Consider the following 26,559-nt stretch of genomic DNA (forward strand, 5'->3'; position numbering starts at 1 on the left):
TCAATCCGATTGAGCGGTTGTGGTCAGAAATCAAAAAAGCGCTCAAGTGGGAGCTGTTTACTAATCTCGATGAGTTAAGGTTTGGAGTAAAAAAAGCTCTACAGGATCTAAACCAAACCATTATTGCATCTGTTACAGGATGGAAATTTATCATCGAGGCGCTAGTCTTAGCAGGGATTTAGAAGTCTAAACTTATTTGTGTCAAACTCAAACCTAATTGATATAAGGCTTTGCTTGATTTTCTGACATGATGCAGCAACTCAAAAAAGCCCAGAAACCAAGGCAATTTGTCTAGGAACCCCGAACGCGATCGCAACCTAGAGCGCAGCAAGTACCCCAGCGATTGTCCAGAACCATTCCATTCGAGGCTCCTCAAAAACTCGAAGCTTAATCAGCGACATAATTAAGTAGAAACATCATTGACAAATTAACAGGATTTTCAAATCTTATGATTCTACTAAGATTTTGGATTTCACTACTCGTAAAATTACGGAGGCGTTCAGCGGTTTTGTTGAAAGAGATCCAATAAGTCTTTTAGATCGTATTAAAGAAAAAGGAAGCAAAAGGAAATTTATCTCTTGTGAGAGATGCAGAACAATCAAGTCCTGCAATTGACTCTGAAGAGTGATTGGCTTAAGACCTACTCTCCAGAACGCATGCATCCTGACTCTCTCGATGGCAAATCAACAAACACAACGCCCCGGATGGATACAGAGCTATTTCAAGCACTTAAAGCTGGTCAATCCTCTGCTCTGGGCACTCTCTACGACCGCTATGGCGCTCTTGTCTATGGGTTAGCATTAAAAATTTTGCAAAATCCCCAAGAAGCAGAAGACCTCACTCAAGAGATTTTTCTGCATCTGTGGCGTACTAATACTTACAATCCCGCTCGTGGTACTCTTAGTAGCTTTTTAACTGTAATGACGCGATCGCGTGCGATTGACAAACTTCGCTCTCGTGGCACCACCCACAAATTTCTGGAGCGTTGGGGTCAAACAATGACGACTGAAATCAGCTCTGCAAGCCCTTTTGAGCTGGCTTCATTAGGAGAGCGATCGCAGCAAGTTCGGGATGCCTTGGCGCAACTTTCAGAAAATCAGCGTCAAATCTTAGAAATGTCCTACTACCAAGGTCTCAGTCAATCGGAAATTGCGGCTCAACTAAATATCCCCTTAGGGACGGTCAAAACTCGCGCTCGTCAGGGACTACTGAAATTGAGGCAAACGTTACAAGATTTTCTAAAATAGTTGAACCATGACCGAACCTTTAAATCCCGAAAACTTAGAAGAATTAATGGCAGGTTATGTTCTCGGCGATCTTAGCGCTGAAGAAGCGGAAGAATTTAGGCAAATTCTCGAAAAAAATCCGCAACTGGCTGAAGAAGTGAGTCGTTTGCAGGCATCGCTAGACCTCTTGCCCTACGCCCTTCCTGAAGTCACACCTCCCCCACATCTGCGTTCGATGATTCTGGAAGCAGCCAATCCGGCAATCAATCCCGAACCCGCCCCAAAACAGGTTTCTTTTCCTTGGAGCAAACTTTTTGCTAGTTTGGCAGCATTGTTAGCTCTGGCTTTCGCTTTTGACAATTATCGTCTGCGCCAAAATCTAAAGATAGTGCAATCTCGTCTGCGGCAAGAACTTCAAACGGTGCAGGCTCAGAAAGATGCCCTTGAGGTGCTACAACAGCGAAATACCCGTTTATACACGCTCACAGGTACAGAGAATGCAAATAGGGCTTCTGGAAGTATTCTCGTCAATCTGGATGAACAAAAAGCGGTAATTGCCTTTCAAAATCTTCCGGTTGCCCCATCTGGTCAAATTTATCGACTTTGGGCAATTGTTGACGAGAAAAAGATACCTTGTGCAAATTTTGGGGCAAGTCAGGGGGGAACTGTTTTAGAGCAAATTTCCATTCCCGTCGGTGCTTGTGGTGCTACAACCTCAACCTTAGCTGTTACCTTAGAACCCTCTAGCCTACCTCCGCAACCAGTCGGTCCGGCAGTTATGGTTGAAAGTAGTTTGTAGCAGAGGGGAAGCAATGAGTGCTGGAAAAATGCCAGGTTTCAGGACTTAAGAAATTAGAAAAATCCCCCTTAAAAAGGGGGATTTAGCAGGGTGGTTTCATACAAACAGAGAAAAAACTCAATCGAGTTGATTGGATAAAGCACGTTGTGCTTGAGGGATAGTTCAGAAACCAAGAAATCTGGCAATCGTGATAAAAAAGGTGTGCAAAATCGTCCAATTTACTGGAGCATTCCCACCACGACGGGACGGGAAATCTTCGACAAATGTAACATTTTTGAACGGCAGTCGCCTCAAGTCGGGGAACCCGCCCACCGCGCTGCCTCCCCAATGCAACCGATTTTCTATTCCCCAATGTCCTCGGCTATCGGCAAGCAACTGTTCGGCTTCCAGACATTGGCTAGAAATGTAGAACTGACGCTCATAAAAAGGCTGGCATTCGCGGACACCAGAACGTTCAACAACGACAAAGGCTTTAAGCCCAGACCAGGTTTTTTGGATTTTTTCGGGAACCGGGAAAACCTTACACTGGCGCTGCACTACTCGAGAAAGAATCGCTTCGACACTCATGGCGCACGATAGTGGGATATCCTGCTGTAGTTGAGGCGTGAGCCATTTTGTAAAGTGTAGGCTGATTTTCTTTTAGTCCAATTAAGTAGTCATTACCACCACAGATGATTTGCTGGACGGTTTTTTTTGGCAGTGCAGAGCATCTTAATGGATGAAAATCGAGTGTTTTGAGAATACATCGGGATGTTGAGTAGGAAGGAAACTTGATTGTATCTTCCAGGTTTAACAGTTGTATCAACCTTTGTCTGTGTACAACGGTAAAATCTTCAAGTAGTCGGTAGCCCCAATACCCATTCATGGCTCCCAGTAAAATCAGCAGTAGTACCAACCACAATTCATGTGTGCGTCCGCGAATGTGTCGATAGTCTGGGATTTTTTGCAACTCCTCGATCAGATTCATATTGTTTCCAACCGTAGATGTTTAGAGATTCTTATAAGTATTCTGATTTTTCTCCCGCTGTATGAAACCACCCTGCCCTCTCCGTTTAAGGCTACGGTGTATACACATCTTTCATTAATTGGCAAAACGTTGATTGATCCCCCTTGCATCCCCCTTAAAAAGGGAGACTTTGACTTGATGGCCCCCCTTTTTAAGGGGGGGCTGGGGGGATCAAAACGGGACTTGCCAGTTCAAAAAGACTTGTGTGTACACGGTAGCCGTTTAAGGAGAGGGGTTGGGGGTGAGGTTCCTGTATATTCCACTAAGAGTGAAAATCGCGATAGTCGGAACGAGAATTGCCAGTTTTAGCTGTGTTGCGATGAGCTAGTTGCGTGATTCTCTGACTTCCCGTTTGCTACTTTCTCTGAGTCAGACTCAGGAAGTGTCTTGACAGCTTGTTCTATTTGCTCTGCTTCCTGCTTGAACTCGGTTTCAAATTCTCTGGATGCTTCCTGGAAGCCGCGAATTGCCTTGCCCATACTGCGACCAATTTCTGGCAACTTTTTGGGGCCGAAAATCAAAAGAGCTACAACCATAATCAGTGCCATTTCCGGCAGACCGATGCCAAAGATATTCATGGGATTTCTCTTGCAAACGTTAACTTTAGTATAGAACTGACAAAAAAACCCGGTCTAGCCGGGAAAGCATTAAGTGTTTTTTCATCGTGGCGTTTTATGTAAAGCTTAAGGGCTTCGCGCCAGATTGCAGTCGATTAACGCCCTAGGCTTTTCCAATCGACATCAACACCCTCAACGAGGAGAGAGGAATTGTAAAGTTGCAGAATAATCAGTAAAAAGACCAAAAATAGCACCATAAAGACGCCCATCAATGGCGTAGTGCCCCAACCTGGAGATACTTTCCCATATTCAGAGTTCAGGGGTTTGAGGACATCTCCTAACCAAGTCCGTTGTGCCATAGCTTTCCTAGGATCACTCTCGACAGAAGTTTTTAACGTTTTGTAATATTGTATAGGAACTGCTCTCATAAATTATCTCACCTATGGAACCCGCAACAGTTCTTAGCATTTCTATCGCTTCCTTTCTCGTCGCCATCACTGGCTTCACCATCTACACTGCGTTCGGCCCTCCTTCTAAGGAATTGAACGATCCGTTTGAAGATCATGAAGACTAAAGCTTTCCGACGATTGGCTTGTGTAGAGCGATCGCTCTGAGGGGTAGGCGCAACTACACAAGATTGTCCTAATTGGGCGCTGATGATGCGCCAAACCTGGTGTCGTTTCATCCAGGTTTGGCTGTGGCGTCCAGTAGGATGTGAATCTTCTCGGTGTGAAATCCCGGCTGTAGGATGGGATGCCGTTTATCTAGGTAGCGATTAGGTAGCGATCGCTTGACTCTGGATTCCCCCCAGGGGGGAATCCGCCCAATTGTAACTTTGATTACATTCTCCCTTAAAATTTATTGATATCTATACATTTAAGCTTTCAAAGTTCATCCAACAAATATTGATAGCTATCGGGTAAAAAAAATTAATAGCTTCTAGGGTTCCGGTTTAAGTCTCAAGATTAAAACGGCTGGTCCGAGAGAAGCGAATCAGTCATAGAGTGTTTTTAGAAATTGAAACACGGACTGGTTACACGGCGGGAGAAAAGCCCGGGAGGTACATAGCAGAAGCTTATCTGTTATGGCTTACCCGGGCTATTGTTTTTGCAAGTCTTCTTTGACTTGGGAGAAAAAATAGAGCTTTTAGACTGACGAAACATCCCATTTTTCCAAACATGACTGACATAAATTCTCAAAACTCGAATTCGGATTTTCAGCCGCCGTCTACTGAAGCGAGTCGCGCCTTAGAGAAAGAAACCCATCTGCCAATGACAGGCTGGCAACAGGAGGTGGCAAAAGGGTTAGAGTTTGGATTAGAGGCAGCAGAAAGTATACGCGATCGCTCTATTTCCACATTCTCTCGCGGTGAACTTCCCCACTACGCAGGCATTAACACCTTCCTGAAAGCGCCTTATATAGAAGATGTGCGAAAAGTCGGTGAATACGATGTTGCAATTGTAGGCGTACCGCATGATTCTGGCACCACCTACCGGCCTGGAACCCGGTTTGGTCCTCAAGGAATTCGGCGGATTTCGGCTTTGTATACGCCCTATAACTTTGAATTAGGTGTTGATTTGCGAGAGCAAATAACTCTGTGTGATGTCGGAGATATTTTCACAATTCCGGGAAATAACGAAAAGTCATTTGACCAAATTTCTAAAGGAATTGCTCACATCTTTAGTTCCGGTGCTTTCCCAATAATTTTGGGAGGCGATCATTCAATTGGCTATCCTACAGTGCGCGGAGTTTGCCGCCACTTAGGGGATAAAAAAATGGGGATTATTCACTTCGATCGCCACGTCGATACCCAGGAAACAGACCTCGATGAACGCATGCACACCTGCCCTTGGTTCCATGCCACAAACATCAAAAATGCTAATCCAAAAAACCTCGTGCAATTAGGAATCGGCGGCTGGCAAGTGCCCCGTCAAGGTGTGAAAGTTTGTCGAGAACGAGCCACGAATATTCTGACGGTTACAGACATCACAGAAATGGGTTTGGATGCAGCGGTAAACTTCGCTTTAGAAAGGGCTTTAGACGGAACCGACTGCGTTTATATCAGCTTTGATATTGACTGCATTGATGCCGGTTTTGTCCCTGGAACTGGTTGGCCTGAACCGGGCGGATTATTGCCCCGTGAGGCTCTTTATATGCTGGGCAAAATTGTTCAGAAAGCACCCGTTTGCGGACTTGAGGTGGTGGAAGTGTCGCCCCCTTATGACATCAGCGACATGACATCTTTGATGGCGACGCGAGTGATTTGCGACACGATGGCGCATCTAGTTCTGTCAGGGCAGTTACCCCGAAAAGAGAAAGCCGCATACATTCATCCCTACGCCCAACCAGAATTAGTTGCAGAGTGGAGTTGAGCCTTGCACGAAACTGACATGACAAAGGCGCTCATTTTCACAGTAAAAGACTGGTGGGAATCCCAGACCGAGCGCCCCCAGATTACCGAGATTCACTTAATTGTTGGTAAGTTCACTTGTGTCGAACCTGTCAGTCTAAAATTTGCTTTTGAAGTACAGACTGGTAACACCTTTTTAGAAGGGGTAGAACTGGTAATTCAGGAAACACCGCTGATTGCCTTTTGTCACCGCTGCCAACAAGAATATGCACCCCAAGTTGGGTTGCAATACGGCTGCCCTGAGTGTGACTCACCGATGGAGGATATTCGCTCAGGGAGAGAACTGAAAATTGACCGGATTGAGTACATTTTTGACGAGGCAAATAAAAAGGCTTATGCACCAAACATTTGACGCTGCATTAGGAATTAACTTGCTCCATGCTAATCAGAAAGGAGCCGATCATAACCGGGCGCATTTCGATGAGTGGGGGATTACTTGTTTCAATATTATGAGTAGTCCTGGAGCGGGTAAAACGGTACTTTTAGAGCGATCGCTTGCAGTTTTGACGGATGATTTGAAAATCGCCGTAATTGAAGGGGATATGACGACGGAGTTGGATGCCGACCGTTTGCGTCAATATGGCGTCCCTGTCATTGCAATTAATACGGGGCGTTCCTGCCACTTGGATTCCAAGATGGTAGCTGGAGGAATTCATCAACTAGAACACCAATATAATCCTGTGGATTTTGATTTAGTGCTGGTTGAAAATGTCGGTAATTTAGTTTGTCCTGCTGAGTTTGAAGTGGGAGAACACATAAAAGTTGCTTTGTTGAGCGTGACTGAAGGAGAAGATAAGCCGCTCAAATATCCGGTGATGTTTCAAGAAGCAGATTGTTTGTTAATTACCAAGATCGATTTAGCTCCTTATCTCGATATTGATATTAATCGCATTGCCGCTAACGTCCGTCAGATGAACCCTCATGTCACAATTATTGCGGTTTCTGCCAAGACGGGTGAGGGATTAGAACATTGGTTTAATTGGGTAAAATCGCAAGTTTTAAATCAACGTTCATCTGCTACGGCAACAGAAATGCTACCCGCCTAATGAGCCTGCTAGTAAGAAGTGAGACTCAATGAAGACCCGCCAGTTACTTTCTCTATTCTCGGTCTTTTTGCTCAGCCTCGTCATTACGGTTAGTTGTGCTAACCCCCAGCAAACTGCTACATCCTCAAAAACTGAAACAATCCAAATGGGTTTCAGTGTTTGGCCTGGGTGGTTGCCCTGGCAGGTGGCTCAAGAAGAAAAGCTGTTTGATGCGAACAAAGTTAATGTGAATTTGAAGTGGTTCGATGGCTATTTAGATTCCATTAACGCCCTCAATGCTGGTCAACTAAGCGCTAATACCCAAACCTTGAATGACACGATCAGCTCAGTGGCTGCTGGTTCCGATCAAGTGATTGTATTAGTTAATGACAATTCAACGGGCAACGACAAAATTATTGTTCGGGAAGGTATCAATAGTATTGCCGACCTCAAAGGGAAAAAAGTCGCTGCTGAAGAAGGAACCGTCGATCATTTCTTGCTACTTCTCGGACTGAAAAAAGCGGGTTTAACCCAGGCTGATATTACTTTTCAGCCTTTAGAAACCGGCGCAGCCTCAGCTGCTTTTGTTGCGGGTCAGGTGGATGCAGTTGGAGTTTTTGCACCATTTACCAGCAAGGCGCTAGAACGTGCTGGAAGTAAAGAATTATTCAGTTCTAAAGACTTTCCAGGAGCAATTCCCGACCATTTAACTGTCAGTCGAAAACTAATTACCGAACGTCCTCAAGACGTGCAAGCTTTGGTCAATACTTGGTTCGACACGTTGGCGTTTATCCGCGCCAATCCTGACAAAGCTTACGCCACGATGGCAAAACGCGCTGGGGTCACGGTTGACGAATACAAGAAATACGAAGCTGGGACGAAAATCTTCAGCATTGAAGACAACTTGAAAGCATTTAGTCCCGGTAATGACATGACCTCTTTGAGTTACGCCGCTCAAGAAATTAGCAAATTTTTAATCGAGGCGAAGTTAGCTAAACAAACTCCAAATCTCAGCCAAATATTTGACGATCAGTTTATCAAAGCCTACGCGGCAAAGCAAAAATCATGAACCGCTACGCTGAAGATTTGCCGGAAAATAATTCCGCTCGTCCTCGCAAAATGTTATCGCCTAGCGTCTTCTGGCGTATTGGTGAGGATATTCCTAAAAAATTGGCATGGACTTTAATGGCTCTGTCAATTTTTATCCCGGTTGCTCTTTGGTGGATAGTCTCCAATGCTGGGATAGTCGCGCCTTTGTTTTTGCCGACTCCCGCTCAAGTTTGGGGTGCTTTTCAGAGGCTTTTAGCAACTGGCGATTTGCAAAAAGATATTACCTATAGCCTGTTTCGCGTTCTGAGTGGCTTTTCTCTGGCAGCGCTGATTGCAATTCCCTTAGGAATACTGATGGGAACTTTTTCCAGCATTCGAGCGCTGATGGAACCGATTATTGGCATTGTGCGTTATATGCCAGCACCGGCTTTTATTCCCTTGCTAATTTTGTATTTTGGTCTGGGAGAAGAACCAAAGATTCTGCTGATTTTTATCGGAACGCTATTTTTTAATACGCTCATGGTGATGGATGCCGTGAAGTTTGTACCGAAAGAGTTATTGGAAACTTCTTACACTTTGGGCGGGCAGCGAAAGCAAGTTTTATTGCAAGTGATTTTTCCCTTTATCCTGCCGAGTATTATCGATGCGGGTCGCGTCAATATGGCAGCTTCTTGGAACTTAGTCATCGTGTCCGAGTTGGTGGCAGCGACAGAAGGCTTGGGTCGCCGTATTAGTGTCGCCCAAAGATTCCTCAAGACTGATGAAATTTTTGCGGGGCTGATTGTAATTGGCTTGATTGGTCTGACGATCGATCTTTTGTTTCGATTGTTACTACGCGTGTCTTGTAAGTGGGCTAATGATTAAGAAAAGGGGTAGTTAGCAGTCATTGGTTTTGAATGATTCGTTCGGTGCTAGTGACTAATGACGATTACAGTGGGCAATTCAATCTAACAACTTAAAATCATCACTCATTATGCATTTGCAAGTTTCTCAACTCCATAAACAATTTCCAATCCGACGCGGTTCGCTCGTTGCCCTCAAAGATATCAATTTGCAGATTGAAGAGGGAGAATGTATTTGTGCGGTAGGTGCTTCGGGTTCTGGTAAGTCAACATTGCTGCGGTTGATTGCTGGATTGGATACTCCCACGGCGGGGGAAGTTTTGGTCGATGGGGTGCGCGTGACAGGCCCTGGTCCTGATCGGGGGATGGTGTTCCAGAGCTATACGCTGTATCCGTGGATGACGGTTGCAGAGAACGTGGGATTTGGTTTAAAGCTGCAAGGTGTCTCCTCGATAGAACGACGGCGACGGGTGGCTTATTATCTAGATGTGGTGGGATTGTCTGGGTTTGCCAAGTCACTTCCGAAGGAACTCTCAGGCGGGATGAAGCAACGAGTAGCGATCGCGCGTGCTTTAGCCTCGCAACCTAAAATTTTACTGATGGATGAACCGTTCGGGGCGTTGGATGTGCAGACGAAAGAAGCGATGCAGCAATTTTTACTGCAAGTCTGGCAACGCACGCGGACAACAATTTTTATGATTACTCACGATGTTGAGGAAGCAGTTTTTCTCTCTCAACGCATCTATGTACTGAGTTCGCGTCCAGGCACGGTTAAAGAAGAATTAAGTATAAAACTCCCAAGCGATCGCACTTATGACATTAAGTGCAATCCTCTGTTTCAGGATTATAAGGATCAGGTGATGGCACTCCTCCGTGCCGAGGAAGATAAAACTTTATTAAAAAGTACCTTTCAAGAGTTACCGATGGTGGTTTAAGCAACAAGATTGTTTCATTCTTGTTCCGGAACCTCTCCCCAAACCCCTCTCCGTATCGGAGAGGGGCTTTGAAAATGGCTCCCCTTCCCTACAAGGGAAGGGGCTGGGGGTTAGGTTTGGGAATATGCTTCAAACTTGAAGTTAAGAAATAGAAAAATTTAAGAGTCCTGGGCAGAAAAAGTAGTATTTCTCAAGATTGCCCCCTAGCACTCTCCCTATGAATCAACCCCTCCGTACCTTGGGCGTACCGCCGAATGCTTGGGCAGTTGATGCAGAAATTGCCGATATCACGCGCCCTCCTATAAAACCGCAGCTTGTTACCCTAGCCACAGAAACCAAGACGCTACGCCTGGATTTGGCAAAAGCCGCGATTTTGGTGATTGATATGCAGAATGATTTCTGTCATCCCGATGGCTGGCTAGCCCACATTGGCGTAGATGTGACACCCGCCCGAACTCCGATCAATCCGCTTAAAACGCTGTTGCCAGAATTGCGAACGGCAAACGTTCCGGTGATTTGGATTAACTGGGGGAACCGCCCCGACTTACTGAATATCAGCGCCAGTGTACGCCATGTTTATAATCCCACGGGCGATGGTGTGGGTTTAGGAGATCCGCTACCCGCGAATGGTGCGCCAGTGCTGATGGTGGGCAGTTGGGCGGCGGCGGTGGTGGATGAATTGGAACCAAAACCAGAAGATATCCGCGTCGATAAGTACCGAATGAGCGGTTTTTGGGATACACCTCTCGACAGCATCCTGCGGAACCTGGGAAAAACGACTTTGTTTTTTGCCGGAGTTAATGCGGATCAATGCGTGATGGCAACGCTGCAAGATGCTAATTTCCTTGGCTATGACTGCATTTTGGTGAAGGATGGTACTGCTACCACATCCCCAGAGTATTGCTGGCAAGCTACTCTTTATAACGTAAAACAGTGTTTTGGTTTCGTGGCAGATTCTCAAGCTATCGTAGAAGCAATTCAGTTGGCTAATCGCTAATGCTAATCGCCAATGGTAACGAACAATTAGCCATTAGCCATATTGCTCTCTTTTAGAGGAGAAATGCCCGATGGACTCGTCCCGTTGCATGATTCCGATCGTCAAGTCTCCCAGAGACTATCAAGCCTTTCGCATCAGTCCTGAGGATAGTAATCGGTTAGCGATTGTCTTCGATCCGGCAAGCGCTAACGTTTCATTAACTTTTTGTGTAGAAATTTTTGATGTTGGTGGGAAAACTCCTCCCAATCGTCACCAAATGGCGGTGGAGATGTTTTTTGTCCTCAAGGGGCAAGGACTGGCAACTTGCGACGGCAAAACCGTCCCGATTCGCCCTGGAGACAGCTTATTAGTACCGCCGACGGGGATTCATAAAATTGAAAATACAGGTTGCGATCGCTTGTATACGCTGTGCTTTATGGTTCCCAACGAGGATTTTGTGGAACTAATTCGCAGCGGCGTCCCCGTCGAGTTGGATGAGGAAGATTTAACAGTTCTGAATCGTTCAGATGCGCTTGTCGCCTGCTAAAGGTTTGAGAGAAAGAAACGGTTTGTCTGCTTAGTTATTAGTTACGAGTCATCAGTGAAGGCAAAATACCCGACTTCTCGCAGAAGTCGGGTATCTGAACTGCTAGTATCTGATAAGTAAAATTGGATTGTTATCTATAAATTAATACAAATGAATTCAATAAATCTAGAAAGTCACTTTATCGTGGGCTAAAGTTTAAACTTATCTAAAAAGAGGTTCTTTGGTAAGTTTAATTATTAAAATTGTTATAATTTTGCCATGCTTGCCAAAAAACATAAATTGATAAAATTCCTAGCAAGGTGCGAAAGGCTAAGCTGACGACTTCATCGGGCAATTTGGGGAGAAAGCGCGTGCTTATTTGCGCCCCCAAGAAGCCACCACATCCTAAAAGCAGTCCTTCAACTAACAAAACATTGCCTCTGAAAGCGTGTCCTATAGTCGCTGATATAGCTGTAATCACGATGACACCTAGACTGGTTTGAATGGCAACTTTGATAGTTTCTCCTAAAAGTAAAATTTGCAGCGGCACCATAATTACACCACCACCAACCCCAAATAAACCTGCGAGTATCCCAGCAGCACTACCAGTGGCAATTCTGGCAAAATTTGGATTGAAGAAGATGTTTGAATTTCTAGGAATAGTAGATTCGTGGCTGCCTTGAATTTGTAGTTCTTCTTCCTGCTTCTTTTTGATTGTCAACTGCTTGCGTAGTTCAACTAAGTAAATATTTAAAAGTAGCAATAAGCCAAAAGCTGTTAGCAGTAAATAGGGACGAAATTGGGTTGCTAAATAAGCCCCAATTTGTGCAGTGACTACAGCCGGAAATCCTATAGCAATCACTCTTTTGAAGCTGAATAACCCCATCCGCCAGTTTTGGGCGCTACCAGAAATTGCTGTGATTAAAATCGCTAGGCTACTGGTGCCAACGGCTTGCACGGGTGTGTATTTTAAAGCGACTAATAAGGGGACAAGAACCGTACCGCCGCCAATGCCTAAAAATCCCGCGAGAATTCCGGCAAACAGTCCAGCGATCGCAAAAATCAATAAACTGGTGGTTGTCATAATAAAAATGCCTGACGACTGAAGTCGCGGCTATACAAACAAAGCCTGCCTACGCAGGCTAATAGGGATTGTATCGCAGTCCTAAATGATTCGTGAAGGTGAGATGCCTGACAATTCTTACGAAGTCGGTAATCTGAATCCTCAGCATCTCACAACGAAAATAGGATTGCTATAGGCTGAAGCTTGTAATGTATATCCGCTTACTAATAATATTGCGATTATTCCAGAGTTTAATCTTATTGGCAATCCCAATAACTTCAGCACAAATTAATTGTATTGATATAAATTGTTTGCAAATATACTTTTCTTACTTATAAAAAAGTAATAGGCAATGGGTAAAATTTACCTACTACCCATTACCTATTACCTATTACCTATTACCGATTACCTATTCCCCATTCCCCATCAACAATTACATCTTACCCTTCTGCATCACTTCCTGAAGGTGCTGGCGAATTTCTTGTGCGTGTTGCATATCTTGCTGCTGCAACTTCTGAAAGAGTTCCGCACAAGGTTGAGATCCCATTTGTTGAGCGTCTTGAATGTAAGTCTCGTATGCCTGAAGTGCTTCAGCCTTGTTCTGCAATACTGTGAGCAAATCGTACTCAAGGTTGCTGATGACTTGGGATTTATCGGTAGTCTGCATAGATTTAACCTCTAATCACGATTACTCAATAACCTTGACTCACACTAAGAGGACAATTCATCTGTCAAAAAGAGTACGTCAGAAGTGTTACTTTCAATACAACTGTAGTGGCGATAATTGATTTAAAATCTCGTCTTCTTGACCTGATGCCCATCTGGCAAAATGCTTGGCTAAGGATGGCACGAATACCAAAGGATTTGAGAAGCCGGAGAAGAGATAAGCGCCGTCCACGTTATTGAGTGCGCCAACTAAGGGAAGGCGATCGCTACTAAACGCGACCAAGCAGTGATGCCACTTTCCGGGTAAATTCTCTAGTGCTGGTAAGATTTTCCCCACCGCAGCACGAAGGTTCGCTTCACTTTGGACCGCATCAATTTTAGCGTTGGGAGCGGTGAGAACTCGGCTAATTTGACCGATGCGTAAACTGCCGTCTTGGAACTGAATCGCACCAGCATCTAGAATGGGTGGAACAGGTTCATAATCGGGTTCATCCCAGAAGCGATCGCGTTCAGGAATAGTTGCTTCCGCTTCTAGTTGAAAGCGTTTGATCTCTGCTGGCATCACCGTTGTCTGCAACCGTACATCAACGGGTGGCGTTTCGATGAGTTCAGTATGGGTGAAATACAAGCGGATGGGAATCCCCGCAGCTTTGAGTAGCTGCCGACTCATGGCACCGGCACAGATAACGGTTTTGGCAGCGTGGTAGGTTGTCGTTGCGGTTTTGACTCCCTGAATCTTTGAGCCTTTTCCGAGTAGTTCCACTACCCGATCGATTTGCACCTCACCCCCAGCGCGGCGAAAAGCTTGAGTGTAGCCTTGAGTTATTTTTTCAGGTTCAATGTGACCGTGACGAACCGTTAAAGCGGCTGCGATCGCATCTGGATTGAGTAGCGGTTCCATCTCGCAAGCTTCTGCAATGCTGAGTAACCGAGGCGGAATTGCAAACTCAGCGTAGTTGGCAGCAACTTTCTCCGGATCGTCATCAGTCCCAATGGTCAAAATTAAATCCAATTCGCGGAACTGGGTATCGGTGTCTAATTCCTCAGATAAAATGCGGTGACGCTCAATCCCCTCAGCACATAACTGTCGCGTCAACTCAGTCGTCCCTGACCAGTAGGCAATTCCACCATAACTATAGCGAGTGGCACCTTGCAGTGAGGCGTGTTGCTCTAACAAAAGAACCGAAAAGCCTTTGATTGCCAGTTCGTAAGCCAGCGCCGCGCCTGTAATGCCGCCGCCGACAACAATCCAGTCGTAAGTTTTCATCATTGCCATTGGTCATTCCTGCGTAAGTTCTGACTATTTTCCTTCCCCGCGCACACACACTCTGTAAAGCTCTGTAACCCTAACGAGTCTTGGTTTTGCCTGATTTCTGGAAATGCATTTCGTCGATTTGAAGAACCAGAAAGCAGGCAGATGAAGGGTGCTAAGTGCAGATGCCGACTACTCGTCTTCAGTTCAAAGGAAGGTTAACACATGGCATTCGGTTTCCGTAAATTTAATTGCAAAGATGCTTCAACGCTAGCGCTACTCAGTGCAGGCGCATTTTTATTGTTGAACTCCCAAGCATGGGCGACAGCACTCACTAACAACGCTTCCGGTATTAATCTTTCTAAGACTAACGTAGGCGATACTACCCTCCAAATTGCCGCCCAACCCCAAACCGGCGTCAACCGGCGCGTACAATTTGCACGGGGGAGAAGCTCTACTACGATTAAGGGAGCAGTGCCCCTAGGCAAAAAAGACATCTATACTTTCAGGGCACGGAAAGGTCAAACAATTATTACAGAAATAACCTGGGAAGGCGATCGCGTAGGTGCCGATAACGATGACGAAGGACTCTCTGGCTTCACCTTCGTTTGGCCTAACGGAGAAGTGATGGAACACCCACAAAATATTTATTTCGAGGCAACATCAACAGGCGATTACCGGGTTGTGGTTGCACAGCCTTATAAGCTGACCAATTCCAGATACACATTTAAGTTGACGATTGAATAAGTATTGCTAGACATAAGGGCATGGCATTGCCATGCCCTTACAGATGTATCGCACCCAATAGAGAATTGCTATAAAATCAGGCGTTCCTCAATTCTGAGTAACGTGAAAGGAGTGGGTAATCGCGACCCATCCTTGATTGGAGGCAAATTTCTATGGAGTTGCAAATGCAAAGCTGTCCCTGTTGCTGGAATAAGCGCTTATTTGCCTGGTTGCTATATAAAGGAAACGCTGGGTATGAAAAACTGGTAAGCGATCGCAAGCGCAATCTCTTTTCTGACTTGCATGGTGATGTGTTGGAAATTGGCCCTGGAACGGGTGCTAACTTCCCTTATTATCCCAAAGACATTCGCTGGATTGGCATCGAGCCGAACCCGTATATGCATCCTTATCTCCAAAAAGAAGCAGAACGGAATGGCTTAAACAATCTCGATGTCCGCAGTATTAGCGCCCAACGACTGGAAGCTGAAGATAACAGTATAGACGCGGTCGTTAGTACCCTTGTCTTGTGTTCGGTGCCGGATTTAACGGCAACTTTCAATGAAATCTTGCGAGTCCTCAAACCCGGCGGACGCTTCTTGTTTATCGAACACGTCGCCGCCCCGCAAGACACTTTCTTGCGACGGGTACAAGAGGGAGTGCGTCCAGTGTGGAAATTTCTTGCCGATGGTTGCAACCCAGATCGAGAAACTTGGGTAGCATTGGAAAACGCTGGTTTTGACCGTCTCAATTACGAAAGATTTGAGCTTGCTCTCCCAATTGTTAGTCCTCAAATTTCAGGTGTCGCGACCAAGTAGCGGTATTCTTTGGGAAAATAACTGAAGTTGTTGGAGTGCGCTCTTTGTGGGGAAAATAGAAACAACCGACTTGTCGCTAGCATCGAGCTTAAAGTCGCCTGTAACGAGGCTGAAAGTTTATCCAAGATTGCGTTTGCATATTAGCTTTGGCGAGCTTTTAGCGAGTCTTTCTTCCTTTCTTTACTTCCCCAATAGAGAGCAACTCATCCCAGAGATTCAACTTGATTGGCAAGGAAAGCGAGAAGTTTTAGACACACAATATAATCATGTCAAAATTCTCCCTAAGTCTGGGTGTAAAAGTGGATGTAACGAGCAAATTGATGAGGGTAGCGAGGTTCTAGTTACACTTTCAGTTAGAACAGCTCTCGACCTGCTGCTACAGTCATTAAACCTTCCTGCTGGGTCGGAAGTGTTGATGAGTGCTGTCAATATTCGGGATATGGTTGAAGTGGTAAAACGGCACGGGTTAGTGCCGATACCCGTTGATATTTCCTTAGATACGCTTGCACCCGATCTGAAATTATTGGAATCTCTGATTTCGGAAAAAAGTAAAGTTTTGGTTGTGGCACATTTATTCGGCTCGATTATCGATCTAGAGCCTTATGCCGAACTGTGCAAGAAACACCAGATTTTCTTAGTAGAGGATTGTGCCCAAGCTTTTGCCGGTAACAAATATCACGGTTATCAGGATGCGGATGTAAGTTTATTTAGTTTTGGCCCGATCAAGTCCTGTACGGCGCTTGGGGGAGCGATCGCTATCATTCGGGAGCGCGCGATCGCTCAACAGATGCAAGATATCAATCAACAATATCCTTGCAAGAGTGAGTCTTGGTTTTTTCAACGCATTCTTAAGTATTTGTGCTTAAAGCTTTTCTCTATTCCTTGGTTGTATTACCACGTACTTGTTTTTTTTAAATCCTTGGGAAAGAATCTCGACTCCGCGATCAACTCAATGACACGGGGATTTTCTCAAGGAGATATCCTGGAAAAAATTAGGTATCGTCCTCCAACTCAGATGCTAGTTCTTTTAAAACGGAGATTAAGAACCTGCGATACCCAATGGTTTGAAAGACGGTCAAAAAATGCCCGCAAATTTCTTTCTCTTCTCAAACCCGAAATTACTTGCCCCGGAAGCAAAGCTGAGTACAACTCGTTTTGGGTTGTTCCCATACTGGTTTCAAATCCCCCATCGGTGATGGAAAAGCTTAGAGAGCATGGTTTTGACGCTACTCAAGGAAATACCAGTTTGACCTTTATAGATATAGATATAGATAACGCTTCGTCAGGTGACAAACCCGCGACTGAAGGATCTATGAATGCACAACGCCTGATCCAGCATGTGCTTTACCTGCCCGTGTCTGAATCTTTACCGGAAAATGACCTAGTGTGTCTTGCACAATTAATCAATTCCATGAAGTGTGCCCCATGACAGCAAAAATGTAAGGGCGACTAGGCGGACTGAATACGCACATATCCCCAAGCTTGAGCCTGTGGGATTAAATTCGCATGCATCGGGATGCTCCTCCCAAAGCAGGATTTTTATTATGAAATTGAAATTATGTCAAGATAATGAAATAAAGATGTTATATTAGTTTACATAGGTTCACACGAGGTTACACATTCATGCGATACACCAATAAAGAAGGGAATACCCTAACCCTTGATGAGTGTATGACTGCCGACAGCTTCTTTATGGAGGCTGATGTGTATGTCGGCGAACCACTAGAGATGCATTTCGATGAAAAACAAGAGTTAAAAGCAGGCAAGAAACCGAAGAAAGCAGTAGCAGCCAATCCAAGCGATCGCACATAAACCGCTTTTTACTAAGGTGCAATGGCTTTACTGTTGCAGAAACTTCAAAAATTAAAGAATTCTGGAAGTGTTACAGAGTGGTTGTTAGAGCGATTGACACCCATAGCAAGATCGGGGGGTTGAAAAAGCTCAACACGGCTAAAACACTTTCCTAAACCGGATATCTCTTCTCTAGACATTAACCTCGGCGTACACAACCGAGGTTTTTTTTGGGATACCGTTTAACTTTTGGGAAACGATATAGGACTTACGCATTGACAATGTGATGGTGGAAATTCCTGTTGCCGAAGGCATCGCATAATTTTAGAAATTACTACATATTTGTACTGATTTTTCAATGCGTAAGTCCTAGGATTTTGCTTGAACATACTTGCAGAAAAGTTTACACCGGGATTTCAATAATAAATGCTGTTCCTTCACCTAGAACCGAGTTAACACTCAATTTTCCACCATGAGTTTCTTCAACTATTTGACGAGCGATCGCCAATCCCAACCCCGTTCCTTTACCGACTGGTTTGGTTGTGAATAGATGGTCGAATACTTTTTGCTGAATGTTTTCTTTCATTCCTACTCCGTTATCGGCAATACGAATGATAACGTGCCGATTGTCTGGTGTCGGACGGGTTTGAATGCTAATGCAATGGGGATTTGGTTTCATTGCTTCTAAAGTGCGTCCTTTATTAGACTCTTCTAAAGCATCGATAGCATTCGCGAGGATATTCATAAATACCTGATTTAACTGTCCGGCAAAACAATCAACTAGAGGTAAATCTCCATAGTCTTTTACTACCTCAATAGCGGGACAAGCGTTACTAGGTTTTAAACGGTGTTTGAGAATCAAAATCGTGCTGTCAATTCCGTCGTGAAGATTGAATGGAACTTTGCGATCGCGATCGGCTCTGGAAAAGGTTCGCAAACTGCTAGTAATGCCGCGAATTCGTTCGACACCCAACTTCATCGAGTCAATCAACTTCGGTAAATCTTCTCGCAAATACGCCAGATCGATCGCTTCGATTTCCTCTTCAATCTCGGCATCGGGATTGGGAAGCTTTTTCTGATACAGATCGATCAGCTCAAACAAGTCTTTAATATAATCTTTAGCTGGTTTCAGATTTCCACCAATAAAGCCAACTGGATTGTTAATTTCGTGAGCCACTCCGGCAACCAGATTGCCGAGTGCAGACATCTTTTCGCTCTGTACGAGTTGCAGTTGCGCTTGCTGCAAGTTAGAAAGGGCATCTTGTGCTCGCTGATAGAGACGCGCATTTTCTAGCGAGATTGCAGCTTGGGTACACAGGAGATTGAGGATTTCAACGCGATCGCTCGTAAAGACCCCAGTAGTCAGGTTATTCTCCAAGTAAAGAATGCCCAGCAATTTACCTTGATGAAGAATTGGAGCGCACATCAAGCTTTTAGGCTGCTGGCGGATAACGTAAGGATCTGCCATTAAGAAAGGATGAGCTGTAGGGTTACTAACCACTGAGGGTTGTAAGGTGTGCTTGACGCTGTTGATGAATGCAATCGGAATCTCCTCCAGACTATCTTCGAGGGGAATCGGCTCCATGATGGAGCAATAAGTAACTGTGCTAATTGCTTCAACGACCAACTGATTCTCTTTAAGCAACAGCAAAGCACATTTGTCCGCACCCGCATTTTCAATCACTACTTGCAGCAATGTCGAGAGCAATTGCTCTAAATGGATTTCGCTAGAGAGGGTTTGGGAGGCTTTGAGAACCGTTTTTAGATCTAATGCGGCAGATATGCTGTTACTAGATGTAGATGATTTACTAGTAATCGTATGGGATGCAAGAGTATGCGTTGCATGGAGCGTTATCTCTGATGCCAGTTGTAATTCATCCGGTTGCAAAATTAATGCCAGAAGTTCGGGATAGGATTGCTCCAAATTGCTCACCTTAGCTGTAGCTCCCCAGCGGGCATAGCCGTAGTAAGCATCGTGTAGGTAGTCTCTAGCAACGCGGGGTTTTCCCCACTCTAGATAGAATTTGGCTGCTAATTCATTTGCTAAGGCAACTTCTTGGAGATATTCATTTTCTGTCGATCGTGCGATCGCACGATCGTAGAATTCCAATGCTTCTGATTTGTCCTCTAATACTCGGTATCTTTCGGCTTCAACTAAATAAAATTTGTGTCGGTGATTTGCTGGAGCGAGTTGCGCCCAACTTTTCATCTTTTCCTGGTTTTTAGCTACCCGTTGAAGAATGCTTTGTTGTTCTACTTCGGAAACCCGAGAATAAATTGCTAGATGCGCTAAAGAATCGTAGGTATAAAAGAGGGGAACTACAAACAATCCCGTCGCACTACTGAGGTAATTTTCGGCGGCAATCGCGGCTTCAACTGCCATCTCAACTTTTCCAAATAGATAATATAAAATAAGTTGACTCACATAGAAATAGGACAGGGCTGTGCGATCGCCAGCTCGCTCGATCTTGGGTAGCATTTCATCGCGATCAAAAGCATTTCCAGTCAATTGCCACGCCTCAGCCGCATCTTCAGTTAAATTCAAAATCGCTTGCTGAAAAATAGTGAGATGACTGGAAAGCCCTGCTTGGTTGAGTTGATTCAGTTGAGCGCGGAAGGTAGAACTTTCTCGGCTCAGTTCGATTAGTTCTTTACCGACAAACCAGGAGTGCATAACATAACCAAATGCACAAATAGTTGCTGCTTCTAAATCGCCTGTTTCCAGTCCAACTTGATACCCTTCTCGGAAAAACGGCAGGCTTTCTCTAAGGGGTTCTTTCCAATGCCAAATACTAAAGTGAACTCCGACATAGACTCTAGCTTTTAATTCTTTTGTATTAAAATATTCGAGCAGCTTTAATGCGAGTTGTCCGAATTGATAGCCCCTGTCTACGTCTCCTATTACCCCACAAAGCATCAATCCATAATAGGCATAACCATTTGTAGAAAATGAACTATTGCCATATCGAACGGATAAATTGACCTGTTCGAGGACAATAAACGGTAAGAGCGTTGGAGCTGCAACAAAGGCAACCGAAGAAACAGCCGCAAGAATCCGTACAACTGCTAACTTGTTAGGCTCTGTTATTTGGGGCAAATCGATTAAATCCAGCGGTTGCCTTCCAGCCAAGATGGATTTAGTCGTCTCGAATGCCAGTGCAGTATCTGATTGGCTGGGTTGCTCTGGAATAGTGGTTCCCAAACGCTCTACAATCTTCAGAGCAATCCGTACGGCTTCTACAAATTGATGTTGAGCTTGAGCGGCTTGAATTTGAACTTCATAGACCTCGATCGTATCTAACAGCGTTTTAGAGTGTTCTGTAACGCTCGCTGCCAATTGTTTCATCTGCTCGAAGTTGCCACTCAGATAAGCTGCTTCAGTAGCAGATTTGTAAAGTGCTAGGGTTGTTTCGTACTGAGTTTGCCAGCCATCTTCAGGCAGCAAATCGATCCCGGTCGTGCAATATTGAAATGCGGCTATATAGGCGGTTGCGGCTCTAGCTTTTTGTCCGGCTTTCAGATTGAGTTGGGCGAGTTCCGTTTGTTGAGTTTTATCGAATATTAGAGATTTCCCAATATTAAGTTGATTGACAATCTCAAACAGTTTCTCTTCTTGTTCGGCAACCGATGTATGAGTCAGTAACAGTTGCCCGATTTTAAGGTGAGCGATTTGTTTTTGCTCGTCTGGAATCAGGGAATAAGCAGCTTGCTGGACGCGATCGTGCAAGAATTTGTAAGAACACGAGTCAGAATCGAGAAGTTCCGAGCTGGAGGGATTTTGTCCCCTCAATTCTGACTTTTCCTGGAAAAACTTATAAACCTCACTGGTGGGTAAAACCAATCCCTCTTGCAAAGCTTTCCATAAGTCTGAAGCAGTCTCGGCTTGAGATTTTTCGTCAACGATCGCCAGGGTTGCTAAGTCAAACTTGTTGCCAATGCAGGCGGCAAGTTTCAGCACTGTTTGAGCGGATGCGGGCAACTTCTGCAACTGATGCGCCATAAATTCAACCACATCATCCGTCAATGCCAGCGCTCGAATTTGAGCAATGTCACACTGCCAGTACCCAATTTCAGTGTTGAATGTAATCCATCCTTCTTCATGTAACGCTTTGAGAAATTGGGTGGCAAAGAAGGGATTGCCTTGAGTTTTTTGGTACACCAATTCTGTCAGCGGTGCAGCAATCTCTTGCGAACAACTCAGAGTATCTGCAACCAGGTAGTTGAGGTCATTTTGAATCAGGGGTTTCAGAGTGATGGTGTTGACTACGGCACCGCTGCTGCGAACTTCATCCAGCGTCAGCATTAGAGGATGAGCAGGAGAAACCTCGTTATCTCGGTAAGCGCCAATTAACAGAAGGTAGCCAGCGTGAGTGTCGCTCATTAGCAATTGCATCAACTTGAGCGATGCCGAATCTGCCCACTGCAAGTCATCGAGAAAGATGACTAAGGGATGGTCTTGGGTGGTAAATACCTGTATAAACTTTGGGAACAACAAGTTGAAGCGATTTTGACTCGCATTCCCAACCTGTTCGGCAACAGGTGGCTGTTGACCGATAATTCGTTCGAGTTCGGGGATGACTTGAATAATGACCTGTCCGTTTTCTCCCAGTGCTGAGAGAATTTTGGCTTTCCATCGCTCCAATTGTTCGTCTGTCTCGCTCAACAGTTGTCCCATTAAGTCGCGAAACGCTTGGACAAAGGCAGCGAAGGGAATGTTGCGGTTGAATTGGTCAAATTTTCCTTTGATGAAATAGCCTCGTTGCTGGACAATGGGTTTGTGGACTTCGTTGACAACTGCTGTCTTGCCAATCCCGGAAAACCCGGCAACGAGCATTATTTCGCTGCTTCCTTGACTGACGTGATTGAAGGCATTGAGTAGGATTTCTACTTCAGTTTGCCGGCCATAGAGCTTTTCTGAGATGAGAAAGCGATCGCAAATATCTCGCTCTCCCAACTCAAATAGTTGGATTTGTCCCGCTTGTAATTCTTGCAAGCATCGTTCTAGATCGTGTTTGAGTCCAAGAACATTTTGATAGCGGTCTTCCGCATTTTTCGCCATCAGTTTACTGACGATGTTTGACAGTACCAAGGGAATATCTGGATTCAAGCTACAAACGGTAGGCGGCTGCTTGGCAACATGACAATGCACCAATTCCATCGGATCGTGGGATGGAAAGGGTAGTTGGCCGGTGAGCAATTCAAAGAAGGTAATGCCCAGGGAATAGAAATCGCTGCGATAGTCGATTCCCCGGTTCATGCGTCCGGTTTGTTCTGGGGAGAGATAAGCTAGGGTGCCTTCTAGTCCGTTTGGGTTTTGAGTGGTGTAGGTTTCTCGTGGCAGCAGGGAGGAAATGCTGAAGTCAATCAGCTTGACTTGTTTGGTTTGAGGATTAATTAGAATGTTGGCAGGTTTGAGGTCTTTGTGAATAACTCGGTTTCGGTAGAGTCCGTTGAGAATGTCAGTTATTTGAATGGCGATGTCTAAAAACTCATCTAGCGCCAGCGCACGAGTCTTGGCATAGTCTTTGAGGGAAATACCACCAAAATCTTCCATTACCAGGGCATAGCTGTTGCGATAGGGTTCTAGAGTGTAGGCTTCAACGACTCCCGGCAGACATAGATTTTTGGCGATGGCGTATTGATTGCGAAATTGCAGCAGTTCGCTGAAGCTGGGATACTCGCGCTTCAGAACTTTGATCACCGCCGGATGTCGATCGGTTTCGCGGATGGCTCGATAAACTAGGGTCCTAGAGCCACTGTACAGTTGCTCGATCGCGCGGTATCCGGCAATTACGTGAGTTAAATCTCCGGCGACATTCATCTGGACTGTCCTATCTATAGCGATGACTTCTATTAACCAATCTGCCCATCAGTTCGTTAGATTTAACAAAAATGCGAGCTGATGTGTTGGCAATTAAATATAAATACACATAGAGAGCGAAAAGAGGCTTTCTTCTGTTAACAATTAATATAACTATACATTCAGTACCTCGATTGCGTTCCATTCTGTACGCGATCGACCCCCAGGTTTTTAAACAACTTTTTGACGACTATAATTGATGCGCGATCGTTAATGACAATCTCAGGGTTTTCCAACGAGTTTGATCGCGAACAATCGGTCAAAAATCCTCTGCTTTACCTACCTACTTGATTTGCTTCTTCAATTGCGTCAATGGCATTCGCTATAAGGTTGGCAAACACCCGATGAGTCTGTCTGCAAAAGCCTTTAATGAGAGACAAATTTCGATATTCTTTGTTGATTATTTTTTCTATTAAACGTAAATTGCTCGTTATTGTCCCTCATTCCCCAACCCCTTTTTTACGAGGGGAGAAGGGGAAGTTTGTTAGTCTTGCGATTGTTTGGCGATCGCCAGATACTCATCCCAGTTTGTAGGAGGCGTTAACCCTGCTTGCTTTAACAAATCACTGCGGTAATAAACCCTGTGAAAGTCCTCATCCAAGGGAATACTATAGATGCGTCCTTTATAAGTCGCACTAAAATTCCGAAGGATCGGTGCAATATCTTCCCACTGTATGGCTGCATCAGACTTGACTCGCGCCGTTAAATCTTCCACAAAACCAGCATCGATAAAGTCAATCTGCCATGAAGGTAAAATAATTGCCATATCGTACTTTGAAGCACTGCTAGACCAGTCCTTTTGCAGTATGTTGTGTAAATTTTGAAAAGTAACGCCCGTCAGATTGACCTTCGCTCCAGTCAAGGCTTCAAAGCCAGCAATCCGTCTCTTAGTACCTGTACGAACGGTTTCATCCTGAGTAATTATGTTAATTGTTACACCGTCAAACCGCTGTGCAGTTTGCTTGTTCTGGGTGGGCTGGGGTGCTACAGAGATTTGAGAACTGGGTGAAGAGAAATTGCAACCTGGAATCCCTAAACTCAACTAGAGGGCGGTCAGAAAAATTAGACAATATCGAACTCGCTGCCATTGAGAACGAAAGTTTTGCCAATTAGACATTTTCTCATTCCGCCAAATCTTGAGAATTTACAGATTTATTGTTCCCAGATATCTTTTTAGAAATTATGCATTGACAAATTAATACAAATATGTATAAATTCCTAAAATTATGCGAGAGATCAAATACCCCCGTAGTCCGGCGCTATCAGGGATGGGATTTCTAAAAACTGAATGTCGCTAACGAGATGCCTTGGGTTAAGCGCGATCGCTATTAGCAATCGGCGCTGAAATGATACCTTGTGCCTCCAGTACCGCCGCCACCCGGAGAATCAGCGTCTCGTTGTAAGGTGCGGCGATGATTTGCACGCCTAAAGGCATGGCATCGGGGCGATGAATAGGGACAGAGAGAACCGGCAAACCAATAAAAGATAGCGGTTGCGTAAAGAGTCCTAGGTGAGGACGCACTAGCACTTCTTCTCCAGCGATCGCCATTTTTTCTTGTCCAATCGGAGGGGCAATGCAGGGAGTGGTGGGGGCGAGAATGATATCAACCTCACTGAAGATTTCCCGAACGCGATCGCGGTACCATTGCCGAAATCTCTGTGCCTGAATGTACCAGCTTGCCGGAATGAGGGCACCCGCGAGAAAGCGATCGCGGGTTGCCGGATCGAAATCTTGAGGACGCGATCGCAAGGAAGCTAAATGCAGATTCGACCCTTCACTCGCCGTAATCACATACGCCGCCGCCCTTGCCCGATGGGGTTCCGGTATGGTGACAGTTTCTTGCACGCCTAATGCCCGCGCGACATTGGCAACTGCTTCCAGCGCTTCTGGTTCTGCACCTTGGGCAAAATAAACATCCGCCACCGCAATTCGCAACCCCTCAATGCTTCGTTTGAGGTGCGGCAAGCAGAGTTCTGGGGGGCGAGTTGTACAAACCGGATCTCTAGGATCTGGCCCTTGCAAGACATCAAAAATAGCAGCCAGGTCACGTACAGAACGTGCAAACGGCCCAATATGATCGAAACTACTGGAAAACAATCCCGCGCCTGCTCTTGACAAACGCCCATAAGTCGGCTTAAAGCCGAAAACTCCGCAAAATGCCGCAGGAACGCGGATCGAGCCGTTCGTATCCGAACCCAGTGTCAGTGGCACTAAGCCAGATGCCACAGCCGCCGCAGAACCTCCAGAGGAACCTCCGGTTACGCGAGTCAGATCGTGGGGGTTTGCTGATGTACCGTAGTGGCTGTTTTCGGTGACAAAACCGTAGGCGTACTCATCCATATTCAGCGCCCCCACTAGCACGGCACCCGCTTGTTTGAGTTTGGCGACAGCGGTGGCGTCTTGGGTGGCTGGAGGATTTTCGGCGTTAATTTTTGCACCCGCGAGGGTGGTTAAACCCGCGATATCGAAGAGATTTTTAACGGCGAAAGGCACCCCTGCTAAAACACCCGGATCGTCGCCTTGGGCGATCGCGCGATCGATTCTTTCGGCGTCTGCCATTGCCGTCTCAGCAGTGACGGCAGTAAAGCAGTTCAGCCTTTGATTTTGGTCGTCAATTTTTGCCAATGTAGCGGCAACGACGGCTTTTGCTGAAACTTCAGAATTCCGCACGGCGCAGGCAATTTGAGTGGCATCAGGATAGGCTTGGCTCATGGTTGAAACACGGGTGCGGCTTCGATTTCATCGGGCAGAGGAAACTCGTTGACGAGTTGCGCGATCGCGGCAATTTTTCTTAGATTTTCCACCACACCTGGATGGTGTTCTGGAGCCAGTGGCAAATCAATTAATTTTGCCATTAAATTGACATATTCTTCAGCGATGTCGTCAGTGGTCATTGCAGAAAAGGGAATGGGTTAATGGTGCGTATCACTTGGGCAGATCCCAGATTAGTTCGATGAAAGCAGACTAAGTTTCGGGCAGGGTTTGCATAAGTTTGTTCAGACGCGAACTCTATGCCCCAAGTATTTTTCTATT

At 45.4% G+C, this 26,559-nt stretch carries 27 protein-coding genes, 1 pseudogene and 1 riboswitch; of the genes and pseudogenes, 17 read left to right on the plus strand and 11 right to left on the minus strand.

Features of this window, described 5'->3' with window-relative positions:
* From H6H02_RS26910 to H6H02_RS23675, 3 genes and pseudogenes are all read left to right on the plus strand, one after another.
* Window positions 1-182, plus strand: a pseudogene (locus H6H02_RS26910) (IS630 family transposase); the annotation flags it as partial.
* A gap of 474 nt (window positions 183-656) precedes the next feature.
* Window positions 657-1,247, plus strand: a complete 591-nt coding sequence (locus H6H02_RS23670) for a sigma-70 family RNA polymerase sigma factor (RefSeq protein ID WP_190822489.1) — start codon at window positions 657-659, stop codon at window positions 1,245-1,247.
* Window positions 1,248-1,254: 7 nt separating this feature from the next.
* Complete coding sequence (locus tag H6H02_RS23675; RefSeq protein WP_190822425.1) at window positions 1,255-2,025, plus strand: anti-sigma factor; 771 nt, start codon at window positions 1,255-1,257, stop codon at window positions 2,023-2,025.
* 162 nt (window positions 2,026-2,187) lie between these two features.
* Here the strand turns inward: H6H02_RS23675 and H6H02_RS23680 are convergent, their stop codons facing one another.
* From H6H02_RS23680 to psbH, 4 genes are all read right to left on the minus strand, one after another.
* Window positions 2,188-2,562, minus strand: a complete 375-nt coding sequence (locus H6H02_RS23680) for a hypothetical protein (RefSeq protein WP_190822427.1) — start codon at window positions 2,560-2,562, stop codon at window positions 2,188-2,190.
* Complete coding sequence (locus H6H02_RS23685) at window positions 2,546-2,992, minus strand: transposase family protein (protein WP_190822429.1); 447 nt, start codon at window positions 2,990-2,992, stop codon at window positions 2,546-2,548. Before H6H02_RS23685 ends, H6H02_RS23680 begins: the two co-directional genes overlap by 17 nt.
* 344 nt (window positions 2,993-3,336) lie before the next feature.
* Window positions 3,337-3,609 (minus strand): TatA/E family twin arginine-targeting protein translocase, encoded by a 273-nt coding sequence (locus H6H02_RS23690; RefSeq protein ID WP_190822431.1) that lies wholly within the window; start codon window positions 3,607-3,609, stop codon window positions 3,337-3,339.
* Window positions 3,610-3,743: 134 nt separating this feature from the next.
* On the minus strand, window positions 3,744-3,947 hold the full coding sequence (psbH, locus tag H6H02_RS23695) for a photosystem II reaction center protein PsbH (protein WP_190411417.1): 204 nt from the start codon (window positions 3,945-3,947) through the stop codon (window positions 3,744-3,746).
* A gap of 83 nt (window positions 3,948-4,030) precedes the next feature.
* On the opposite strand from psbH, the gene psbN reads away from it, so the two are divergent.
* From psbN to H6H02_RS23745, 10 genes are all read left to right on the plus strand, one after another.
* The gene (psbN, locus tag H6H02_RS23700; RefSeq protein ID WP_190822433.1) at window positions 4,031-4,162 is read left to right on the plus strand and encodes a photosystem II reaction center protein PsbN; all 132 of its coding nucleotides are present in this window, start codon (window positions 4,031-4,033) and stop codon (window positions 4,160-4,162) included.
* Window positions 4,163-4,244: 82 nt separating this feature from the next.
* Window positions 4,245-4,367, plus strand: coding sequence for a hypothetical protein (locus H6H02_RS27795; RefSeq protein WP_277922592.1), 123 nt, complete (start codon window positions 4,245-4,247; stop codon window positions 4,365-4,367).
* 149 nt (window positions 4,368-4,516) lie between these two features.
* Window positions 4,517-4,650, plus strand: a riboswitch (guanidine-I (ykkC/yxkD leader).
* 116 nt (window positions 4,651-4,766) lie between these two features.
* Window positions 4,767-5,960: an agmatinase gene (speB, locus tag H6H02_RS23710; RefSeq protein WP_190822435.1), complete on the plus strand. Its 1,194-nt coding sequence runs from the start codon at window positions 4,767-4,769 to the stop codon at window positions 5,958-5,960.
* Window positions 5,961-5,963: 3 nt separating this feature from the next.
* Window positions 5,964-6,350 (plus strand): hydrogenase maturation nickel metallochaperone HypA, encoded by a 387-nt coding sequence (gene hypA / locus H6H02_RS23715; protein WP_199329518.1) that lies wholly within the window; start codon window positions 5,964-5,966, stop codon window positions 6,348-6,350.
* Window positions 6,334-7,044: a hydrogenase nickel incorporation protein HypB gene (hypB, locus tag H6H02_RS23720; protein ID WP_190822437.1), complete on the plus strand. Its 711-nt coding sequence runs from the start codon at window positions 6,334-6,336 to the stop codon at window positions 7,042-7,044. The genes hypA and hypB overlap by 17 nt, the downstream gene beginning before the upstream one ends.
* Window positions 7,045-7,072: 28 nt before the next feature.
* Window positions 7,073-8,092, plus strand: coding sequence for an ABC transporter substrate-binding protein (locus H6H02_RS23725; protein ID WP_190822439.1), 1,020 nt, complete (start codon window positions 7,073-7,075; stop codon window positions 8,090-8,092).
* Entirely contained in the window at window positions 8,089-8,937 is an 849-nt protein-coding gene (locus H6H02_RS23730; RefSeq protein ID WP_190822441.1) for an ABC transporter permease, read from the plus strand. The genes H6H02_RS23725 and H6H02_RS23730 overlap by 4 nt, the downstream gene beginning before the upstream one ends.
* A gap of 109 nt (window positions 8,938-9,046) precedes the next feature.
* Window positions 9,047-9,850 carry an ABC transporter ATP-binding protein gene (locus tag H6H02_RS23735; protein WP_190822443.1) on the plus strand — a complete coding sequence of 268 codons (804 nt, stop codon included), beginning with the start codon at window positions 9,047-9,049 and terminating at the stop codon, window positions 9,848-9,850.
* Between the two features lie 217 nt (window positions 9,851-10,067).
* Window positions 10,068-10,847, plus strand: coding sequence for a cysteine hydrolase family protein (locus H6H02_RS23740; protein ID WP_190822445.1), 780 nt, complete (start codon window positions 10,068-10,070; stop codon window positions 10,845-10,847).
* A 70-nt stretch (window positions 10,848-10,917) separates the two neighbouring features.
* Window positions 10,918-11,373, plus strand: a complete 456-nt coding sequence (locus tag H6H02_RS23745) for a cupin domain-containing protein (protein ID WP_190526830.1) — start codon at window positions 10,918-10,920, stop codon at window positions 11,371-11,373.
* A gap of 229 nt (window positions 11,374-11,602) precedes the next feature.
* Here the strand turns inward: H6H02_RS23745 and H6H02_RS23750 are convergent, their stop codons facing one another.
* The 3 genes from H6H02_RS23750 to H6H02_RS23760 form a co-directional block, all read right to left on the minus strand.
* On the minus strand, window positions 11,603-12,436 hold the full coding sequence (locus H6H02_RS23750) for a sulfite exporter TauE/SafE family protein (protein WP_190822447.1): 834 nt from the start codon (window positions 12,434-12,436) through the stop codon (window positions 11,603-11,605).
* 412 nt (window positions 12,437-12,848) lie between these two features.
* Complete coding sequence (locus H6H02_RS23755) at window positions 12,849-13,082, minus strand: hypothetical protein (protein ID WP_190822449.1); 234 nt, start codon at window positions 13,080-13,082, stop codon at window positions 12,849-12,851.
* A gap of 93 nt (window positions 13,083-13,175) precedes the next feature.
* A complete protein-coding gene (locus H6H02_RS23760; RefSeq protein ID WP_190822493.1) occupies window positions 13,176-14,348 on the minus strand; it encodes an FAD-binding oxidoreductase in 1,173 nt (390 codons plus the stop codon).
* 210 nt (window positions 14,349-14,558) lie between these two features.
* Between H6H02_RS23760 and H6H02_RS23765 the strand changes: the two genes are divergently transcribed.
* From H6H02_RS23765 to H6H02_RS23780, 4 genes are all read left to right on the plus strand, one after another.
* Window positions 14,559-15,080 carry a hypothetical protein gene (locus H6H02_RS23765; protein WP_190822452.1) on the plus strand — a complete coding sequence of 174 codons (522 nt, stop codon included), beginning with the start codon at window positions 14,559-14,561 and terminating at the stop codon, window positions 15,078-15,080.
* 164 nt (window positions 15,081-15,244) lie between these two features.
* Window positions 15,245-15,874 (plus strand): class I SAM-dependent methyltransferase, encoded by a 630-nt coding sequence (locus H6H02_RS23770; RefSeq protein ID WP_190822495.1) that lies wholly within the window; start codon window positions 15,245-15,247, stop codon window positions 15,872-15,874.
* A 46-nt stretch (window positions 15,875-15,920) separates the two neighbouring features.
* Window positions 15,921-17,303, plus strand: coding sequence for an aminotransferase class V-fold PLP-dependent enzyme (locus H6H02_RS23775; RefSeq protein WP_347342644.1), 1,383 nt, complete (start codon window positions 15,921-15,923; stop codon window positions 17,301-17,303).
* 194 nt (window positions 17,304-17,497) lie between these two features.
* A complete protein-coding gene (locus H6H02_RS23780; RefSeq protein ID WP_190411487.1) occupies window positions 17,498-17,686 on the plus strand; it encodes a hypothetical protein in 189 nt (62 codons plus the stop codon).
* 382 nt (window positions 17,687-18,068) lie between these two features.
* On the opposite strand, the gene H6H02_RS23785 is transcribed toward H6H02_RS23780, so the two are convergent.
* The 4 genes from H6H02_RS23785 to H6H02_RS23800 all read right to left on the minus strand — a co-directional run bounded on the left by H6H02_RS23785 (window position 18,069) and on the right by H6H02_RS23800 (window position 26,420).
* Entirely contained in the window at window positions 18,069-23,486 is a 5,418-nt protein-coding gene (locus H6H02_RS23785; protein WP_190822453.1) for an ATP-binding sensor histidine kinase, read from the minus strand.
* Window positions 23,487-24,009: 523 nt separating this feature from the next.
* On the minus strand, window positions 24,010-24,567 hold the full coding sequence (locus tag H6H02_RS23790) for an extracellular solute-binding protein (protein ID WP_190822455.1): 558 nt from the start codon (window positions 24,565-24,567) through the stop codon (window positions 24,010-24,012).
* Between the two features lie 270 nt (window positions 24,568-24,837).
* Entirely contained in the window at window positions 24,838-26,238 is a 1,401-nt protein-coding gene (locus H6H02_RS23795; RefSeq protein WP_190822457.1) for an AtzE family amidohydrolase, read from the minus strand.
* Window positions 26,235-26,420 (minus strand): DUF4089 domain-containing protein, encoded by a 186-nt coding sequence (locus H6H02_RS23800; protein ID WP_190822459.1) that lies wholly within the window; start codon window positions 26,418-26,420, stop codon window positions 26,235-26,237. Before H6H02_RS23800 ends, H6H02_RS23795 begins: the two co-directional genes overlap by 4 nt.
* Window positions 26,421-26,559 lie beyond the last annotated feature (139 nt).

It is taken from the genome of Coleofasciculus sp. FACHB-1120 (genome assembly GCF_014698845.1).
GTDB lineage: Bacteria > Cyanobacteriota > Cyanobacteriia > Cyanobacteriales > FACHB-T130 > FACHB-T130.

What these genes read in the sequence shown, in the direction of transcription:
- H6H02_RS23670 (WP_190822489.1), top strand. Translation starts at nt 657, where the DNA reads ATGCATCCTGACTCTCTCGATGGCAAATCAACAAACACAACGCCCCGG.
- H6H02_RS23675 (WP_190822425.1), top strand. Translation starts at nt 1,255, where the DNA reads ATGACCGAACCTTTAAATCCCGAAAACTTAGAAGAATTAATGGCAGGT.
- H6H02_RS23685 (WP_190822429.1), bottom strand. Translation starts at nt 2,992, where the DNA reads ATGAATCTGATCGAGGAGTTGCAAAAAATCCCAGACTATCGACACATT.
- H6H02_RS23690 (WP_190822431.1), bottom strand. Translation starts at nt 3,609, where the DNA reads ATGAATATCTTTGGCATCGGTCTGCCGGAAATGGCACTGATTATGGTT.
- psbH (WP_190411417.1), bottom strand. Translation starts at nt 3,947, where the DNA reads ATGGCACAACGGACTTGGTTAGGAGATGTCCTCAAACCCCTGAACTCT.
- psbN (WP_190822433.1), top strand. Translation starts at nt 4,031, where the DNA reads ATGGAACCCGCAACAGTTCTTAGCATTTCTATCGCTTCCTTTCTCGTC.
- H6H02_RS27795 (WP_277922592.1), top strand. Translation starts at nt 4,245, where the DNA reads ATGATGCGCCAAACCTGGTGTCGTTTCATCCAGGTTTGGCTGTGGCGT.
- speB (WP_190822435.1), top strand. Translation starts at nt 4,767, where the DNA reads ATGACTGACATAAATTCTCAAAACTCGAATTCGGATTTTCAGCCGCCG.
- hypB (WP_190822437.1), top strand. Translation starts at nt 6,334, where the DNA reads ATGCACCAAACATTTGACGCTGCATTAGGAATTAACTTGCTCCATGCT.
- H6H02_RS23725 (WP_190822439.1), top strand. Translation starts at nt 7,073, where the DNA reads ATGAAGACCCGCCAGTTACTTTCTCTATTCTCGGTCTTTTTGCTCAGC.
- H6H02_RS23730 (WP_190822441.1), top strand. Translation starts at nt 8,089, where the DNA reads ATGAACCGCTACGCTGAAGATTTGCCGGAAAATAATTCCGCTCGTCCT.
- H6H02_RS23735 (WP_190822443.1), top strand. Translation starts at nt 9,047, where the DNA reads ATGCATTTGCAAGTTTCTCAACTCCATAAACAATTTCCAATCCGACGC.
- H6H02_RS23740 (WP_190822445.1), top strand. Translation starts at nt 10,068, where the DNA reads ATGAATCAACCCCTCCGTACCTTGGGCGTACCGCCGAATGCTTGGGCA.
- H6H02_RS23745 (WP_190526830.1), top strand. Translation starts at nt 10,918, where the DNA reads ATGGACTCGTCCCGTTGCATGATTCCGATCGTCAAGTCTCCCAGAGAC.
- H6H02_RS23750 (WP_190822447.1), bottom strand. Translation starts at nt 12,436, where the DNA reads ATGACAACCACCAGTTTATTGATTTTTGCGATCGCTGGACTGTTTGCC.
- H6H02_RS23755 (WP_190822449.1), bottom strand. Translation starts at nt 13,082, where the DNA reads ATGCAGACTACCGATAAATCCCAAGTCATCAGCAACCTTGAGTACGAT.
- H6H02_RS23760 (WP_190822493.1), bottom strand. Translation starts at nt 14,348, where the DNA reads ATGAAAACTTACGACTGGATTGTTGTCGGCGGCGGCATTACAGGCGCG.
- H6H02_RS23765 (WP_190822452.1), top strand. Translation starts at nt 14,559, where the DNA reads ATGGCATTCGGTTTCCGTAAATTTAATTGCAAAGATGCTTCAACGCTA.
- H6H02_RS23770 (WP_190822495.1), top strand. Translation starts at nt 15,245, where the DNA reads ATGCAAAGCTGTCCCTGTTGCTGGAATAAGCGCTTATTTGCCTGGTTG.
- H6H02_RS23780 (WP_190411487.1), top strand. Translation starts at nt 17,498, where the DNA reads ATGCGATACACCAATAAAGAAGGGAATACCCTAACCCTTGATGAGTGT.
- H6H02_RS23785 (WP_190822453.1), bottom strand. Translation starts at nt 23,486, where the DNA reads ATGAATGTCGCCGGAGATTTAACTCACGTAATTGCCGGATACCGCGCG.
- H6H02_RS23795 (WP_190822457.1), bottom strand. Translation starts at nt 26,238, where the DNA reads ATGAGCCAAGCCTATCCTGATGCCACTCAAATTGCCTGCGCCGTGCGG.
- H6H02_RS23800 (WP_190822459.1), bottom strand. Translation starts at nt 26,420, where the DNA reads ATGACCACTGACGACATCGCTGAAGAATATGTCAATTTAATGGCAAAA.